This is a genomic window from Pseudomonas sp. S3_E10, assembly GCF_054667615.1.
On the sequence record NZ_CP162743.1, the window covers coordinates 1,694,548 to 1,710,528 of the forward strand.

18 protein-coding genes are annotated in these 15,981 nt (G+C 60.3%); 4 read left to right on the top strand and 14 right to left on the bottom strand.

The features are described from left to right. Positions 1 to 95: 95 nt before the first annotated feature. The 5 genes from AB4N98_RS07560 to AB4N98_RS07580 form a co-directional block, all read right to left on the bottom strand. A complete protein-coding gene (locus AB4N98_RS07560) occupies positions 96 to 1,031 on the bottom strand; it encodes a glutathione S-transferase family protein (RefSeq protein ID WP_460149348.1) in 936 nt (311 codons plus the stop codon). Between the two features lie 75 nt (positions 1,032 to 1,106). Then, positions 1,107 to 1,382 carry a GIY-YIG nuclease family protein gene (locus AB4N98_RS07565; RefSeq protein ID WP_460149349.1) on the bottom strand — a complete coding sequence of 92 codons (276 nt, stop codon included), beginning with the start codon at positions 1,380 to 1,382 and terminating at the stop codon, positions 1,107 to 1,109. A 36-nt stretch (positions 1,383 to 1,418) separates the two neighbouring features. Then, the gene (locus AB4N98_RS07570; protein ID WP_017526231.1) at positions 1,419 to 1,889 is read right to left on the bottom strand and encodes a nuclear transport factor 2 family protein; all 471 of its coding nucleotides are present in this window, start codon (positions 1,887 to 1,889) and stop codon (positions 1,419 to 1,421) included. 111 nt (positions 1,890 to 2,000) lie between these two features. Then, positions 2,001 to 3,257, bottom strand: coding sequence for a CynX/NimT family MFS transporter (locus AB4N98_RS07575; RefSeq protein ID WP_017526230.1), 1,257 nt, complete (start codon positions 3,255 to 3,257; stop codon positions 2,001 to 2,003). Next, the gene (locus AB4N98_RS07580) at positions 3,247 to 3,906 is read right to left on the bottom strand and encodes a FadR/GntR family transcriptional regulator (RefSeq protein WP_017526229.1); all 660 of its coding nucleotides are present in this window, start codon (positions 3,904 to 3,906) and stop codon (positions 3,247 to 3,249) included. The genes AB4N98_RS07575 and AB4N98_RS07580 overlap by 11 nt, the downstream gene beginning before the upstream one ends. A 158-nt stretch (positions 3,907 to 4,064) precedes the next feature. Here AB4N98_RS07580 and AB4N98_RS07585 point away from each other — a divergent pair, with 158 nt between their 5' ends. Together AB4N98_RS07585 and AB4N98_RS07590 are read left to right on the top strand one after the other, a co-directional pair. Beyond that, positions 4,065 to 4,376, top strand: coding sequence for a type II toxin-antitoxin system MqsR family toxin (locus tag AB4N98_RS07585; RefSeq protein WP_068937550.1), 312 nt, complete (start codon positions 4,065 to 4,067; stop codon positions 4,374 to 4,376). Then, positions 4,373 to 4,855, top strand: a complete 483-nt coding sequence (locus AB4N98_RS07590) for a type II toxin-antitoxin system MqsA family antitoxin (protein WP_068937549.1) — start codon at positions 4,373 to 4,375, stop codon at positions 4,853 to 4,855. The genes AB4N98_RS07585 and AB4N98_RS07590 overlap by 4 nt, the downstream gene beginning before the upstream one ends. A gap of 50 nt (positions 4,856 to 4,905) precedes the next feature. On the opposite strand, the gene AB4N98_RS07595 is transcribed toward AB4N98_RS07590, so the two are convergent. The 4 genes from AB4N98_RS07595 to AB4N98_RS07610 form a co-directional block, all read right to left on the bottom strand. Further along, positions 4,906 to 5,670, bottom strand: coding sequence for an amino acid ABC transporter ATP-binding protein (locus tag AB4N98_RS07595; RefSeq protein ID WP_003171943.1), 765 nt, complete (start codon positions 5,668 to 5,670; stop codon positions 4,906 to 4,908). Positions 5,671 to 5,681: 11 nt separating this feature from the next. Continuing rightward, the gene (locus AB4N98_RS07600) at positions 5,682 to 6,779 is read right to left on the bottom strand and encodes an amino acid ABC transporter permease (protein WP_017526226.1); all 1,098 of its coding nucleotides are present in this window, start codon (positions 6,777 to 6,779) and stop codon (positions 5,682 to 5,684) included. A 10-nt stretch (positions 6,780 to 6,789) separates the two neighbouring features. Further along, the gene (locus AB4N98_RS07605) at positions 6,790 to 7,971 is read right to left on the bottom strand and encodes an amino acid ABC transporter permease (RefSeq protein ID WP_017526225.1); all 1,182 of its coding nucleotides are present in this window, start codon (positions 7,969 to 7,971) and stop codon (positions 6,790 to 6,792) included. A 72-nt stretch (positions 7,972 to 8,043) separates the two neighbouring features. Beyond that, positions 8,044 to 9,075, bottom strand: coding sequence for an amino acid ABC transporter substrate-binding protein (locus tag AB4N98_RS07610; protein ID WP_017526224.1), 1,032 nt, complete (start codon positions 9,073 to 9,075; stop codon positions 8,044 to 8,046). A 347-nt stretch (positions 9,076 to 9,422) separates the two neighbouring features. Here AB4N98_RS07610 and AB4N98_RS07615 point away from each other — a divergent pair, with 347 nt between their 5' ends. Continuing rightward, positions 9,423 to 10,079 carry an alpha/beta hydrolase gene (locus AB4N98_RS07615; protein WP_068937567.1) on the top strand — a complete coding sequence of 219 codons (657 nt, stop codon included), beginning with the start codon at positions 9,423 to 9,425 and terminating at the stop codon, positions 10,077 to 10,079. A gap of 95 nt (positions 10,080 to 10,174) precedes the next feature. Continuing rightward, a complete protein-coding gene (gene rhlB, locus AB4N98_RS07620; protein WP_026067133.1) occupies positions 10,175 to 11,641 on the top strand; it encodes an ATP-dependent RNA helicase RhlB in 1,467 nt (488 codons plus the stop codon). A 69-nt stretch (positions 11,642 to 11,710) separates the two neighbouring features. On the opposite strand, the gene moaE is transcribed toward rhlB, so the two are convergent. From moaE to AB4N98_RS07645, 5 genes are all read right to left on the bottom strand, one after another. Continuing rightward, positions 11,711 to 12,160, bottom strand: a complete 450-nt coding sequence (gene moaE, locus AB4N98_RS07625; protein WP_017526221.1) for a molybdopterin synthase catalytic subunit MoaE — start codon at positions 12,158 to 12,160, stop codon at positions 11,711 to 11,713. Positions 12,161 to 12,162: 2 nt separating this feature from the next. Continuing rightward, positions 12,163 to 12,405 carry a molybdopterin converting factor subunit 1 gene (gene moaD / locus AB4N98_RS07630; RefSeq protein ID WP_017526220.1) on the bottom strand — a complete coding sequence of 81 codons (243 nt, stop codon included), beginning with the start codon at positions 12,403 to 12,405 and terminating at the stop codon, positions 12,163 to 12,165. Further along, a complete protein-coding gene (gene moaC / locus AB4N98_RS07635) occupies positions 12,402 to 12,875 on the bottom strand; it encodes a cyclic pyranopterin monophosphate synthase MoaC (protein ID WP_017526219.1) in 474 nt (157 codons plus the stop codon). Before moaC ends, moaD begins: the two co-directional genes overlap by 4 nt. Positions 12,876 to 13,026: 151 nt before the next feature. Then, complete coding sequence (locus tag AB4N98_RS07640; RefSeq protein ID WP_017526218.1) at positions 13,027 to 14,421, bottom strand: PhoH family protein; 1,395 nt, start codon at positions 14,419 to 14,421, stop codon at positions 13,027 to 13,029. Positions 14,422 to 14,762: 341 nt separating this feature from the next. Next, a complete protein-coding gene (locus AB4N98_RS07645; protein ID WP_460149350.1) occupies positions 14,763 to 15,887 on the bottom strand; it encodes a polysaccharide deacetylase family protein in 1,125 nt (374 codons plus the stop codon). Positions 15,888 to 15,981: the final 94 nt, after the last annotated feature.

Here is a 15,981-nt window from a genome sequence, read left to right on the forward strand (position 1 = left end):
GTAGAAAACGCTGTTAATGCGAATAAATCGCAGTTTCAAGCACTACACGGATGGGCCGCCGGTTTACCTCACGTTTATGTGCAAATTATTTTTAATCAGTGCGCCTGGATGCGGAAACCGAAGCGCGGAAAATGCACATGCACGGTGCCCGCTCGCGCGTCGGTGCGGCGCAGGATCAGCTCTTCGCGCCCGGCAAAGAGCAATTCGCCGGCGACCGGGTCGACCCCGTAATCGATGGCGCTAATGCTCACCTGCTGACCGGGCTGGAAGCCATTCAAGTCCTCGAACACTTCCGCGGGCAACGGCGCCGGTGTGGCGTTGCGCGCAACGTCCAATGCTTGCTCGGCGCTCATCTGGCTGGCGGTGCCGTGACCAAAACCGAGCACGCGGCCCAACCACGCCGACACGGCCGGATACGCATCCACCAACGGCGCGGTCACGGGCGTCGCCTTGAGGAACCACAACGGATGGGCCAGGGCAAAGTCGGCAATGCACGGCTCGCCAAACAGAAAGTCCCCCGGTTCACGCTGTAATTGCTGCTCCAGGCGCGCCATGATCGCCGGCCATTGGTGCTTGGCCAGTTCCGCCGGCAGCTTGCTGGCCGTGCCGCCGCTGAACAGCGCGGCGCGGTCCGCGAGGAACGCCTTGATCGCTTCCGGCGGCAACTTGCCGAAACGCACCGCCACCGACTCAGGCTGGAACACCAGGCTCACGGCGTGGGCAAACACCACACTGTCGGCCCAGGTGGCGAAGGTTTGGGTGATCATCTCCTGGCCCAGCGGGAACAACGCCGGCGCGACCTTTTCCTGCTCCAGACGGCGGGCGATCAGGGCGGTGTCGCAATAGATATCGGCACCCACTTGCAGCACCGGGGTCTTGCGGTAGCCGCCGGTGAGGGCAGTCAGGTCCGGCTTTGGCATCACCGGCGAGATATGCACCGAGTGCCAGGACAGGCCTTTGAACCCCAGCAACAGCCGCGCTTTTTCCGCGAAGGGGGATGTGGGGTAGTGGTGCAGGATTAGCTCAGACATGCTGGGGTCCACTGGACAAATGAACCCGCAGCTTAGCCTGCAACGGGCTCAGTGGGTGTGATAGCCGCCCATCAGTCAGATCAATGAACCACTGGCCGCCAGACACTCCTTGGCGCTCTTCTTCAATTTCTTGATCAACCGCTCCTGGCGCAGCGCCTCGCCTTTGCTTGCGCACTGCTCGGTATAGACCAACGCCACCGCCGGGCTGGAGAGGAAAAACCGCGCGCCATTGCCGCTCTGGTGCGAGGCAAAGCGGCGTACCGGGTCATTGCTGATGCCACAATACAGCGCGCCATTGGCGGCGCGCACCAAGTACACAAACCAGGGTTTGGGTTCGACAGGATCAGTCACAGGCGGATTCAACAAACCAGAGGAACGCCAAGCTTATCAACGACTCGCCTGAAATGCCTTCAAGCCTTTGTTCGCCTGGGCGCGCACGGCGTTTTTCACCAGCGGTGTCCAGCCCAGCAGCAAGCCTTTGGTGCCCAATGCCTGGCGCGACCAGCGCCACAGGTCGAAGCTGTCGTGGTGCTCGCAGATCTTGCCGTCGCGCAACACAAACCGCGCCTGAATATCATTGACCACGGTGTTGCCGGTGGCACTGAACAAGTACGTAGCCACCCAATGCGCACCGCCGCTGCGATCATCGCTGCGCACGTTGTCGAACGTCAGGGAGAAGTCCTTGGCACGCGTGGTCAGCATGCGCCACATATCGCCGACATCGCGCCCGCGCAACTCACCGAAGGCCGGGTCGCTGAACACCACATCCTCGGTGTAGCAGGCGGCCATCGCGTCGGCGTCCAGGCGCTGGAAGGCCGTGTAGAACTGGGTGATCAGGGCGTTATGGGCATCGCTCATGGGCAGGCTCCGCTGGCGTCGAAAAGGTAGGCGCACGATAAGCCGCCCGCGCCGCTAACGCCACTGACATTCGCCACGCAAATGACCGGGGCTAGGGGCACGGGGGCGGCGCTAGACTTTTTCGCTGCTCACGCCTACGTACCGCGCACGGCCCGCGCCAACCCCGGCGACCATGGCCGCCACGCCGATCACTGCGAAAATCCAGCCCGTCGCGCCCCACCCACCGGTCCAATCGTGCACCAGGCCCACGGCCAGCGGCCCCATGGAGGCCAGGGTGTATCCGATGCCCTGGGCCATGCTCGACAGGTTCGCGGCCACATGGGCGTCGCGCGAGCGCAGTACGATCAGGGTCAGCGCCAGGCTGAAAGTACCGCCCTGCCCCAGGCCGAGCACAATCGCCCAGCCCCACAAGCCGTCGAGGGGTGCATACAGGCAACCGAACAGGCCGCCCAGCGTCAGCAACATCACGATCACGATGGCCAAACGCTGGTCTTTACCCCGCGTGGCCAGCCACGGTGCCGCCAGGGAACTGAACAATTGCACGATGATGGAACCGGACAGCGCCAGCCCCGCTTCGGTGGCGCTCAGGCCACGGCCGATCAGCATCGACGGCAGCCAGCCGAACACGATGTAGGCCAAGGACGATTGCAGGCCCATATAAAGCGTGACCTGCCACGCCAACGGATCGCGCAATAACCCCTTCACGCGATAAGCAACACGGTGTGCGCCGTGTCGTTGCCCGACCTGCGGCAGCCAGCACAACGCCGCGACCAGCGCCGGCACCATCCAGAACCCCAGGCCTATCGCCCAGCTATCGCCGAAGTAATCACTGAGTGGCACCGCAGCCCCCGCCGCCAGCGCAGCCCCCAGGCACAACGCCATGGTGTAGACGCCGGTCATGGCGCCCGCCTGCCTGGCGAAATCCCGCTTGACGATGCCCGGCAGCAACACCCCGATAATGCCGATGCTCGCACCGGCGATCAGGCTGCCGAGAAACAACCCCGCTTCACCCAGCACACTGCGCAGGATGATCCCGGCGGCCAGGGTCAGCAGGATGCCCAACACCACCCGCTCAGCCCCAAAGCGCCGCGCCAGGATCGGTGCGGTGGGCGCGAACAAGCCCAGGCACAGCACCGGCAACGTGGTCAGCAGCCCAGCCTTGGCGGCCGACAACCCCAGGCTGCTGGAGACTTCACTGAGCAAGGGCGCCAGGCTCGACAACGCCGGGCGCAGGTTCAGCGCCACCAGCACCAGGCCCAGTAGCAGCAACCAGGGGCGGCTTACGGTTGGCGGCGTCTGTTGCACCACGTCGTCGTCGGCTTCGGCGTCGATCAGCAGTTCGGTGTTGCGTTGCGGTTCAAGGTTCATTGATCAACTGCCGGCAAAGGGATTTGGCACGTTCCGGGTCCTGGTGTTCCACGGCGTCGAGCAGGGCAACATGCAGGTCGAACACCGCCTGGCGACGCGGCGACATGCTCAGGGTCTGGCGCAACTGCGCACCGACGATGGCGGAAAAATACCGGTACAACTCGCTCAACGCCGGGTTATGCGCGGCGTCCACCAAGCGTGTGTGGAACACCAGGTCGGCGCGGATATAGGCCTCCAGTTCACCGTGGTACAGCGCGGCGCTGGCCTGCAGCGCCTCCCGCAGCTGTTCGAGGTCTTGCTCGGTACGCCGCAGTGCCGCCAGGCCGATGGCCTCCACTTCAAGCATCTGCCGCGTCTCCTGCGCCTGCTCCAAGGTGCAGTGGGACAGCGCGCGCATCGCCCCCAGCGGGTCGGTCATCGAGCGCAGATAACTGCCGTCACCCTGGCGGATTTCGATCAACCCGGAAAACGCCAACACACGCATGGCTTCGCGCACGGTATTGCGACTGATGCCCAGCTCGGCGCACAACTCGGGCTCGGTGGGCAGGCGTTCACCGACCGCCCACACCCCTGCGGCGATGCGCAGACGCAGTTGCTCCAAGGCCTGATCGACCAGGGAGCGTTTAATCAGGGGAGCGATGTCTGTCATGGGTGCGCGCTTTCGTCCAATCATAGGATGAATTTTCCTACAGACTATTCAGAGTTGCCTACAAAGACAAGGCACTAGGGTTCTTGGGCGGGAAAAGAAGCAGTATTTTCGATTGGTAAAATTACCCTTAAAGGGTAATTATTTGACCCAGGTGTCTTATGGAAAAGTACACACCTCATTACGATTTGGCGGTGATCAAGGCGGATGTCAGGCGGCTTGGGGGAAAGGCCTTTACTTCAACGGCGAAGAGCACAGGGAGGAAACTCGGCTTTGAGATCCATGAAATGCAAGAGGCCGTGTTTCGATTGCAAACCAGGATGTTGTACAAATCAATGACTACCTATGCAGATCATAAGGTCTGGCAGGACGTGTACCACATCAGTTCACACGGCATGGAGATTTACATAAAGGTCACCTACGGCTCAGGCGGTAACCCACCGGTAATCTCCTTCAAGGAGTGCGACTCATGAAAACTCAACAGTGCTTTATATGCGGTACGCCCGACGGCATGACTCGGTTCGAGGGCCGTAGCGAGACTATTAGCGTCAAAGGGATGGAGCGTCGTGTCGATGATCTTTCCGGCTGGGAATGCCATGTATGCGGCGACGGCATGTATGACCCGGATAGTTCAGAGCGCCACGCAAAGGTAGGTGATGAACTCGTCCGCGCCGCGCGGACAATGATCGGCAACGAGATGAGACGTATCCGTCGCAAGCTGCAACTTACGCAAAAAGAAGCCGTGCAACTGTTGTCCGGTGGCGGTCACAACGCTTTTTCACGTTATGAACGCGGTGAGCTTCTGCCACCCAAGCCACTGGTTCTGTTGATGCGATTACTGGACCGTTACCCGCATTTGCTTGCCGACGCCAAGGTATTGGCCGAAGGCGCTGACTTACGGGGGTTCACTCATACAGTGGACACAGGGCATGAGGCGCTCAAGGCCTGCTGAACGGACAAAAATAAACCCGGCCAGGCCGGGTTTATTGTTTTAACCATCGATCAATGCAAAATCTGGCTCAAGAACAACTTGGTCCGATCATTCTGCGGGTTGTCGAAGAAGTCATTCGGCGCCGCCTGCTCAACGATCTCGCCCTTGTCCATGAAGATCACGCGGTTGGCCACGGTGCGCGCGAAGCCCATTTCGTGGGTCACGCACAACATGGTCATGCCGTCTTCGGCCAGGCCGATCATGGTGTCGAGTACTTCCTTGACCATTTCCGGATCGAGCGCCGAGGTTGGCTCATCGAACAGCATGATTTTCGGCTTCATGCACAAGGCACGGGCAATCGCCACACGCTGTTGCTGGCCGCCGGAGAGTTGCCCCGGAAACTTGTGCGCCTGCTCCGGGATACGCACGCGCTCCAGGTAGTGCATGGCAATTTCTTCGGCCTTGCGCTTGGGCATCTTGCGCACCCACATCGGCGCCAACGTGCAGTTCTGCAGGATGGTCAGGTGCGGGAACAGGTTGAAGTGCTGGAACACCATGCCCACTTCACGACGGATCGCTTCGATCTGCTTGAGGTCGTTGGTCAGTTCCACGCCGTCGACCACGATGCGGCCCTGCTGGTGCTCTTCCAGACGGTTGAGGCAGCGGATGGTGGTGGACTTGCCCGAACCCGACGGCCCGCACAGCACGATACGCTCGCCCTGCTTGACGTTCAGGTTGATGTCTTTCAACACGTGGAACTGGCCGTACCACTTGTTGACGCCCTGCATCTGGATAATGCCTTCAGGGCTCACAGGCTGTTTGATTGCTTCGCTCATAAAAAGAACTCCTAACGCTTGTGGCCTGTGTCGAGCTTGCGTTCCAGATGCATGGAATAGCGCGACATACCAAAACAGAAAATCCAGAACACCAGGGCGGCGAACACGTAGCCTTCAGTGGCCATGCCCAGCCATTTGGGGTCGGCGGCAGCTTGCTTGACGCTGTTGAGCAGGTCGAACAGGCCGATGATGATCACCAGGCTGGTGTCCTTGAACAGCGCAATAAACGTGTTGACGATGCCCGGGATCACCAGCTTCAGGGCTTGCGGCAGAATCACCAGACCCATGCTGCGCCAGTAACCCAGGCCCATCGCCGCGGCCGCTTCGTACTGACCTTTAGGAATCGCCTGCAACCCGCCGCGCACCACTTCGGCCACATAGGCCGACTGGAACAGGATCACGCCGATCAGCGCCCGCAGCAGCTTGTCGAAGTTCATGCCTTCAGGCAGGAACAACGGCAGCATCACCGACGACATGAACAGCACCGTGATCAACGGCACGCCGCGCCAGAATTCGATGAAGGTCACGCAGACCACACGAATCGCCGGCATGTTCGAACGTCGCCCCAGTGCCAGCACAATACCCAGCGGCAAGGCGCCGGCGATGCCGACAGTGGCGATCACCAGGGTCAGCATCAGGCCGCCCCACTGGCTGGTCGCCACGTTGGTCAAGCCGAACACGCCACCGTGCAGCAGGAAGTAGGCAACGATCGGGTACAGCACCAGGAAGCTCAGGCCGTAGATGGCCTTGTGTTGGAAGCGCGAGAGGAACAACGGCGCCACGCCGACAATCGCCAGCCACACGGTCAGGTCCACGCGCCAGCGCAGGTCGCCGGGGTAGTAGCCGTACATGAACTGCCCGAAGCGCTGTTGGATGAACACCCAGCAGGCGCCTTCCTTGGTGCAATCGGCGCGAGTGGTGCCCACCCAGTTGGCATCGAGGATGGCCCAATGCAGGATCGGCGGCACCACCAGGTACACCAGGTAAATCGACAGCAAAGTCAGCAAGGTATTGAGCCAACTGGAAAACAGGTTGGCGCGCATCCATGCCACCGGGCCGAAGACTTTGCTCGGCGGCGGCATATCGGGTTTGAAAGTATGAGAACTCATGTGCGTTTCCTCACCGCTCGATCAGCGCAATGCGCTTGTTGTACCAGTTCATCAGCAGGGAAATGCTGATGCTGATCGCCAGGTACACGCTCATGGTGATGGCAATGACTTCGATGGCCTGGCCGGTCTGGTTGAGCACCGTGCCGGCAAACAGCGAAACCATTTCCGGATAACCGATACCGGCGGCCAACGACGAGTTTTTCGCCAGGTTCAGGTATTGGCTGGTCAGCGGCGGAATGATCACCCGCAAGGCTTGCGGAATGATCACCTTACGCAGCGTCGGCCCATTGCGCAGGCCCAGGGAACGCGCGGCTTCGGTCTGGCCGTGGCTGACCGACTTGATGCCCGAACGCACGATCTCGGCGATGAACGCCGCGGTGTACACCGTCAGGGCCAGGGTCAGTGCCAGCAGTTCAGGGATAAGCACCCAGCCGCCGACAAAGTTGAAGCCTTGCAGCTTGGGCATTTCCCAGTGCAGCGGCACGCCGAAGATCAACGCGCACAGTGCCGGGATCACGATGAACAACGCCAGGCCCGCCCAGAACTTATGGAACGGAACACCGGTGGCTTCAAAGCGCTTGTTGGCCCAACGAGTCATCAGCACGATCGCCACAATCGCCAGCACTACACTGGCCACAAACGGCCAGAACCCATCGGCGGCCAGCGCCGCCGGCATGTTCAGGCCACGGCTGCTGACAAAGAAGGTATCGCCGAAGTTATGGCTGTTGCGCGGCCCCGGCATGGTCAGGAACACCGCGAAGTACCAGAACAGGATCTGCAGCAGCGGCGGAATGTTGCGGAACACTTCCACATACACCGTCGCCAGCTTGTTGATCATCCAGTTCGGCGACAGTCGCGCCACGCCGACGATAAAGCCGAGCAGGGTAGCCAGGATCACGCCGATGAAGGTCACCAGCAGGGTGTTGAGCAAGCCGATTACAAAGACGCGGGCATAGCTGTCCGATTCGGTGTAGTCGATCAAGTGCTGCGCGATGCCGAAGCCGGCACTGCGCTCAAGAAAGTCGAAACCCGAGGTAATGCCTCGGTGTTGAAGGTTGGTCTGGGTATTGTTGAAGAGGTACCAGCCCAGCGAGACCACCGCCACAATCGTGATGATCTGGAAGAGCCACGCACGCACTTTGGGATCGCTGAAGCTGAGCTTCTGCTTTGGTGCGCCGATTTGATTTTGCATGAAGTGCCCCGGAAAGAATGGAACAGAACATCACCCGGCGGTTGGCCCACCGGGTGACAGAACCATCAGCGATCAGCGCACAGGCGGTGCGTATTGAATGCCGCCGTTGTTCCACAGCGCGTTCAGGCCACGGTCGATTTCCAACGGGGTGCTCTTGCCGAGGTTGCGCTCGAACACTTCACCGTAGTTACCCACTTGCTTGACGATCTGCACGACCCAGTCTTTCTTCACTTTCAGGTCTTTGCCGTATTCGCCGTCGGCACCGAGCAGACGCGCGACGTCCGGGTTCTTGGTGGACTTGGCTTCAGCTTCAACGTTTTTCGAAGTAATACCGGCTTCTTCGGCGTTGAGCATGGCGTAGCCTACCCAGCGCACGATGGCCAGCCACTCGTCGTCACCGTTACGTACCACCGGGCCCAGGGGCTCTTTGGAAATGGTTTCCGGCAGAACCACGTAGTCCTTCGGCGAGGCCAACTTGCTGCGCTGGGCGAACAGTTGGGACTTGTCGGAGGTCAGCACGTCGCAACGACCGGATTCCAGCGACTTGGCGCTTTCATCGGAGGTGTCGAAGGTGATCGGGGTGTATTTCAGACCGTTGCCACGGAAGTAGTCGGAAACGTTCAGTTCAGTGGTGGTACCGGCCTGGATGCAGATAGTTGCACCGTCCAGTTCCTTGGCGCTTTTAACGCCCAGTTTGTTGTTAACCAGGAAGCCGATGCCGTCGTAGTAGGTGATGAAACCCGGGAATTTCAGGCCCATGCCCGCATCGCGGGAGCTGGTCATGGTGGTGTTACGGGACAAGATGTCTACTTCGCCCGACTGAAGCGCGGTGAAACGCTCCTTGGCGTTCAACTGGCTGAACTTGACCTTGGTCGCGTCGCCGAACACGGCAGCGGCAACAGCGCGGCATACGTCAGCATCGATCCCCAGGATCTTGCCGCTGGCATCCGGTACCGAGAAACCCGGCAGGCCGTCACTCACGCCACATTGCACAAAGCCTTTCTTCTGCACGGCGTCCAGGGTGGCGCCGGCTTGGGCGAAACCACTGACACCCAGTACAGCGGCCGCGGAAACGATAGCCAGGGTGGATTTCAATACCTTCATTCAAACCTCCAGTTTTGCTCTTGTTGTGTCGGAGCTTGAACCCCACCGCACCCTTTTGAGGCGATCTTGACCCGTGTTGGCTTTTTTTGGGGTCAAACGGCATGAGGCTGTCGCTATAAGTCCAGTTGCTATCCCAGAGGCGGCTGTCACTGATAGTGTTACCGCCACGAGAGAGACCTGACATCGCTTTGTGCATAGCAAGCGCCGTACCAGAGTGACGGCTGAGTCGTTTCAGCCCATGGTCAAGAGCAAAAGATTCAAAGTTGCGACATCTAATTAACAAATTAACCGGTGACGCACCGTTCCGATGCACCCAATCGGAGCGAATGCACATCTATGGAGCAGACATGACCGAACCCTTGATTCTTCAGCCCGACAAGCCCGCAGATGCCTGCGTAATCTGGTTGCATGGCCTGGGTGCCGATCGCTACGACTTCCTGCCTGTAGCCGAAGCCTTACAGGAAATCCTGCTGAGCACCCGCTTCGTTTTGCCCCAGGCCCCCACCCGTCCGGTGACGATCAATGGCGGCTACGAAATGCCCAGTTGGTACGACATCAAGGCGATGAGCCCGGCGCGGTCGATATCGCTGGACGAGCTGCAAACCTCTTCAAACATGGTCACAGACCTGATTGAAGACCAGAAGAGAACCGGAATAGACGCCTCGCGGATTTTCCTCGCTGGTTTTTCCCAAGGCGGCGCCGTGGTATTCCACACCGCGTTCAAGGACCTGGAAGGCCCTTTGGGTGGCGTGATCGCCCTCTCCACTTATGCACCGACCTTCGGCGATGAGCTCCAATTGTCCGCCAGCCAGCAACGCATTCCTGCCTTGTGCCTGCACGGCCAATACGACGAGGTGGTGCAGAACGCCATGGGCCGTACCGCGTATGAGCACCTCAAGAGCCGTGGTGTCACCGTGACATGGCAGGAATACCCAATGGGCCACGAAGTGTTACCCCAGGAGATACACGATATTGGTACCTGGTTGGCCGACCGCCTGCGCTGAACGCCGCGTTTAGGTAGCCGTATGACAGACGCACTACGCCGCGCCCGATTCTTGCATTACACTGGCCGGCGTATATTCCTTAACCAATTAATGAGATCACCGTGCTCAAAGCACTCAAGAAGATGTTCGGCAAAAACGAGGCTGAGCCGCTCGCGCCTGATTCCAGTGCTCCTGTCCCCACGCCCGGCAACCGTAATGACGGCCAACAGCCAGACCGGACAGCACCTGTCGCCCAGCCGAAGACGCCGACGGTGACGCCACCCGCACAGGCCATACCTGCTGAGGTAAAAGCCGAACCTGCGCCCAAGCCTCGCCGTGAGCGAGCACCCAAGCCGGTCGTCATCCCCTGGAAACTCGAAGACTTCGTCGTCGAGCCCCAGGAAGGCAAAACCCGCTTCCACGACTTCAAACTGGCCCCGGAACTGATGCACGCCATCCAGGACCTGGGTTTCCCGTACTGCACGCCCATCCAGGCACAAGTGCTGGGCTTTACCCTCGCGGGCAAAGACGCCATCGGCCGCGCGCAAACCGGTACCGGCAAGACCGCCGCGTTCCTGATTTCGATCATCACCCAACTGTTGCAAACGCCGCCGCCCAAAGAACGCTACATGGGTGAACCGCGCGCGCTGATCATCGCTCCCACTCGCGAGCTGGTGGTGCAGATCGCCAAAGACGCCGCCGACCTGACCAAGTACACGGGCCTGAACGTCATGACGTTCGTCGGCGGCATGGACTTCGACAAGCAGCTCAAGCACCTCGAAGCCCGCCATTGCGACATTCTGGTGGCCACGCCGGGCCGCCTGCTGGACTTCAACCAGCGCGGCGACGTGCATTTGGATATGGTCGAAGTCATGGTGCTGGACGAAGCCGACCGCATGCTCGACATGGGCTTTATCCCACAAGTGCGCCAGATCATTCGCCAGACCCCGCCCAAGAGCGAGCGCCAGACCCTGCTGTTCTCCGCGACCTTCACCGAAGACGTGATGAACCTCGCCAAGCAGTGGACCACCGACCCGTCCATCGTCGAGATCGAGGCGCTGAACGTCGCCAGCGAAAACGTCGAACAGCATATCTATGCCGTGGCCGGTGCCGACAAGTACAAGCTGCTCTACAACCTGGTCAACGACAACGGCTGGGAACGCGTCATGGTGTTCGCCAACCGCAAGGACGAAGTGCGCCGCATCGAGGAACGCCTGGTGCGCGATGGCGTCAACGCCGCGCAACTGTCCGGCGATGTGCCGCAGCACAAGCGCATCAAGACCCTGGAAGGTTTCCGCGAAGGCAAGATTCGCGTGCTGGTGGCCACCGATGTGGCCGGGCGCGGGATTCACATTGACGGCATCAGCCACGTGATCAACTTCACCCTGCCGGAAGTACCGGACGACTACGTGCACCGCATTGGCCGTACCGGTCGTGCAGGCGCTGCCGGTGTGTCGATCAGCTTTGCGGGCGAGGACGACTCGTACCAGTTGCCGTCGATCGAGGCGCTGCTGGGGCGCAAGATCAGCTGCGAGACGCCGCCGACGCATCTGTTGCGGGCCGTGGAGCGCAAACGCCCTTAACGGTTGGAATGCGCTAAAAAATGTGGGAGGGGCTTGCACCCTCCCACATTTGCATCTGTGTTTGGCGTGCTATTTCCAGCGGTCTGCAGCAGCGTGGTCGCTGTCGCGCCCTTCCACCCAGCGCGCACCGTCGGGCGTGTTTTCCTTTTTCCAGAACGGTGCCCGCGTTTTCAGGTAATCCATCACAAACGCACAGGCGTCAAATGCCGCCTGGCGATGGGCACTGGCCGCCGCCACGAACACAATCGGCTCACCCGGCTCCAGCGCGCCGACGCGGTGCAACACCTCCAACTTGAGCAACGGCCAGCGCTGCTCAGCCTCAACGGCAATCTTGGCCAGGGCCTTTTCGGTCATGCCGGGGTAGTGCTCCAGAAACATCCCCGACACGTCGCGGCCATCATTGAAGTCGCGCACATAGCCGACAAAACTCACCACCGCGCCCACGCCCACATTGGCCGCGTGCATCGCGTTGACTTCAGCCCCGGGATCGAACGCTTCGACCTGCACGCAGATGGCCATGTTCAGCCTCCGGTCACGGGCGGGAAAAACGCCACTTCATCGCCGGCCTGCACCGGTTCGTCGAGGCTGCACAGCTCCTCGTTGCGCGCGCACATCAGGCTCGTTTCGTTGAGCACTGCGAACTCCGGATCAGCGGCCAATGCCTGGCGCACCGCGTCGACAGTCGCGAAGTCGCCTTCCATTTCCAGCGAATCGAAGCCCACCGCTTCGGCGTAGCGCGCAAAAAACAGTACGTTGACGCTCATTGTTCATCCGCCTTGAAATGGCCGCTCTTGCCGCCGAGTTTTTCCAGCAGGCGAATACTTTCGATGGTCATGCCGCGATCCACCGCCTTGCACATGTCGTAGATCGTCAGTGCCGCGACACTGGCGGCGGTCAATGCTTCCATCTCCACACCGGTCTGCCCGGAGAGCTTGCAGCGCGCGACGATATGCACACAGTCTGCGCCCTCGGCACTGAGTTCGACCTTGACGCCCGTCAACATCAGCGGATGACACAGGGGGATCAGATCACTGGTTTTTTTCGCGGCCTGGATCCCGGCAATGCGGGCCACGGCAAACACGTCACCCTTGGGATGGGCGCCGTCGACAATCATTTGCAGGGTTTCGGGCAACATGCGCACCCGCGCTTCAGCCACCGCTTCACGGAACGTCACGGACTTGTCAGTGACGTCGACCATATGGGCGCGGCCTTGGGAATCGAGATGAGTCAGCACAGCGATACTCCTGATCAGGAGCCGCGATTGTAAACCCAACACGGAACAAAATGTGGAAGGGGGCTTGAACCCGACAGCGGTGGCACATTCAACATTTCTGTTAACTGGCCCACAGCAATCGGGAGCAAGCCCCCTCCCCCCTTGATCGCGTTTACAGGTGCGATTCGGCGTATTCGGCCAGAATCGAGCGCGGTACCCCTTGCAGCGCGATATGCACGCCGTTCGGGAAGTCTTTGAAGCGTTCCGTGAGGTACGTCAGCCCGGAGCTGGTCGCGGACAGGTAAGGGGTGTCGATCTGTGCCAGGTTGCCCAGGCACACCACTTTGGAACCGGCGCCGGCACGGGTGATGATGGTTTTCATCTGGTGCGGCGTGAGGTTCTGGCATTCATCGATCAAAATCAGGCTCTGCTGGAAGCTGCGACCTCGGATGTAGTTGAGGGATTTGAACTGCAACGGCACTTTGCTGAGGATGTAGTCGACGCTGCCATGGGTGTTTTCGTCATCCATGTGCAAGGCTTCGAGGTTGTCGGTGATCGCCCCCAGCCACGGCTCCATTTTTTCCGCCTCGGTGCCGGGCAGGAAGCCGATTTCCTGGTCCAGGCCCTGCACGCTGCGGGTGGCGATAATGCGGCGATAACGCTTGGTCACCATGGTCTGCTCGATGGCGGCGGCCAACGCGAGGATGGTTTTCCCCGAGCCAGCGGCGCCGGTCAGGTTGACCAGATGGATATCCGGGTCGAGCAGCGCGTACAGCGCCAGGCTCTGGTAGATGTCACGCGGCTTCAGGCCCCAGGCTTCCTGGTGCAACAGGGGTTCCTGATGCAGGTCGAGGATCAGCAGCTTGTCTACCTGGATCTCTTTGATCCAGCCCACGAAGCCCTGTTCGTCGACGATGAATTCATTGATATGCACGGCCGGAAGGTTGTCGATCAGTTGTACCTGATGCCAGGTGCGGCCATGGTCCTGACGGGTTTCGACCTTGCTCACGCGGTCCCAGAACGAGCCGGTCATCATGTGATAACCACGGGACAGCATCGACACGTCGTCGACCAGTTGGTCGGTACTGTAATCCTCGGCCGCGATCCCACACGCTCGGGCCTTGAGGCGCATGTTGATGTCTTTGGTCACCAGCACCACACGCAGGTCCTTGTCACGCGCATGCAGGTCGATCAATTGGTTGATGATTTTGTTGTCGTTGAGGTTTTCCGGCAGCAGGCTGGTGGGCTCGCCGCGCTTGCTCATCAGAATCGACAGCAAGCCCTTGGGCCCGCTTTTGCCACGCTGGATCGGCACGCCGACTTCAACGTCCTCCGGTGACGCTTCGCCCAATGTCTTGTCGATCAGGCGGATAGCCTGGCGGCATTCGGCGGCAACGCTGTGGTGCCCACTTTTGAGTTTGTCGAGTTCCTCAAGCACGATCATCGGGATAGCGACGTGGTGTTCTTCGAAATTAAGCAGAGCGTTTGGATCGTGGATCAATACGTTGGTATCGAGCACATAAAGGATTGGCTGGTCGGAAGAAGGGGTGCGTCCATGATCATCCATACTCGGTCACCTTTGTGGGAGCCAGTCGACGCAATACCACGACAGTGCTGCGCCTCGATTCGACCACCGAAATGCACCTTAAGTGACGTCAAGTGCATTGCCCACATGAGGAGTCTTGTAAGACGCCACCTGTGATGCAGGTTTCGGCGATCTGACTTCGTAATACCGCAAAACCCATGACAGGAAAAAGCACTTTGACGTTTTTTTGAAGTTTATTTTTCAGGATGACGAATAGCACTAGCCGAGTGCCATGTACCTCGTTAAAGTCGGAAGTCCGCCTGCATCGAAATGTTGCAAAAAAATCCCCCAAAAATACCCCAGACCCAACAGGGCCGGGCCCCTCAGCGAAATGCCTCGCGGCAGTCCTGCCACCCCAGACCACTCTGCCCCGTCGCCTGCAGCAACTGCGGTAATGCCACGCGCGCCTTGTCCTGGGTGTCATGAAACACAATCACGCCTTTGCGCCACAGCAGCATCAGCGTCAACACCCGTTGTGCCGACTCCTCGGCCTTGAGTTTGCCCGGCTCATCCTGGGAATCGATGTCCCATAACGCCACCTGCAAGCCCTGCGCCTGGAAGAAGCCCTGGCTGTCCGCGCGACGCTGACCGTAGGGCGGACGGAACAGCGGCACGTAGTTCTCCGGCATCAGGTTCTGCACCAGCGCCGCACTGCGGGTGATCGAGCTTTGCCAGTCCACCCAATGACTGTGGGACCGGTATTGCCAACCCTGGGTGCCGACACACTGGCCCTGGTACACCGCCTCTACCTCGGCGGCGGAACTGCGTTGCACACGGGTTTGCAGGCTGCTGCCGAGGACGAAGAACGTAGCGTTCATCTTCTGCTTGCGCAGGTAGTCGACCAGCCAGTCGGTATTGCCGCTGACCGGCGCCGGGCCGCCGTCGAAGGTGAGCAGGAACAGGCGGTCGTTGAGTTCGTCGCCATTGCGCTCGTGATCGCCGAAACGCGCGACTTCACTGCTGATCTGCGGGAACAGCGCGGCCTTGCGCAGCAGCTCGTCCAGATAGCGCTCGTGGAAGGCATGGCTGGGAGCGGCCCAGCCTATATAGAAGGAGTCTTCGCTGACCTGAAGCTTGCCGGCCTCCTCGCGCAGGTCGTCCATGTTTTCCACCAGATAACAGAACGAGGCATCGACCTCGCAGCTCTGCTGGGCGAAGGTGTAGTTTTCCAGCAGGCGCTGCCAGAGCTGGCGGCGCAGGTCATCGATGGCGGCCCGGTTGATGATCTTCAAGCCCAGGCGCTGCTTGAGCGCCGCGTCATCCAAGGCTTCGCTGGCCAGCAGGCCGTGGGCAAACATCAGGATTTCCGCGCGCGAGGCCACATCGAACAGCGCCGGGCTGGTGAGCTTTTCGGGCCAGGTACCACGGTCCAGGCTGGCCACATCCACCGGCGCCGCATGGGCGCCCACACATAACAGGCACGCGGACAATAAAAGCGCTATTCGCACACAGGGTCTCCCTCTCCAGAGTCGTCGGCCACTATAGCGGATCACGCCTATCGCCATCATAGGTGGAGTCAAAACGCCCCAGCCCCTAGAATCG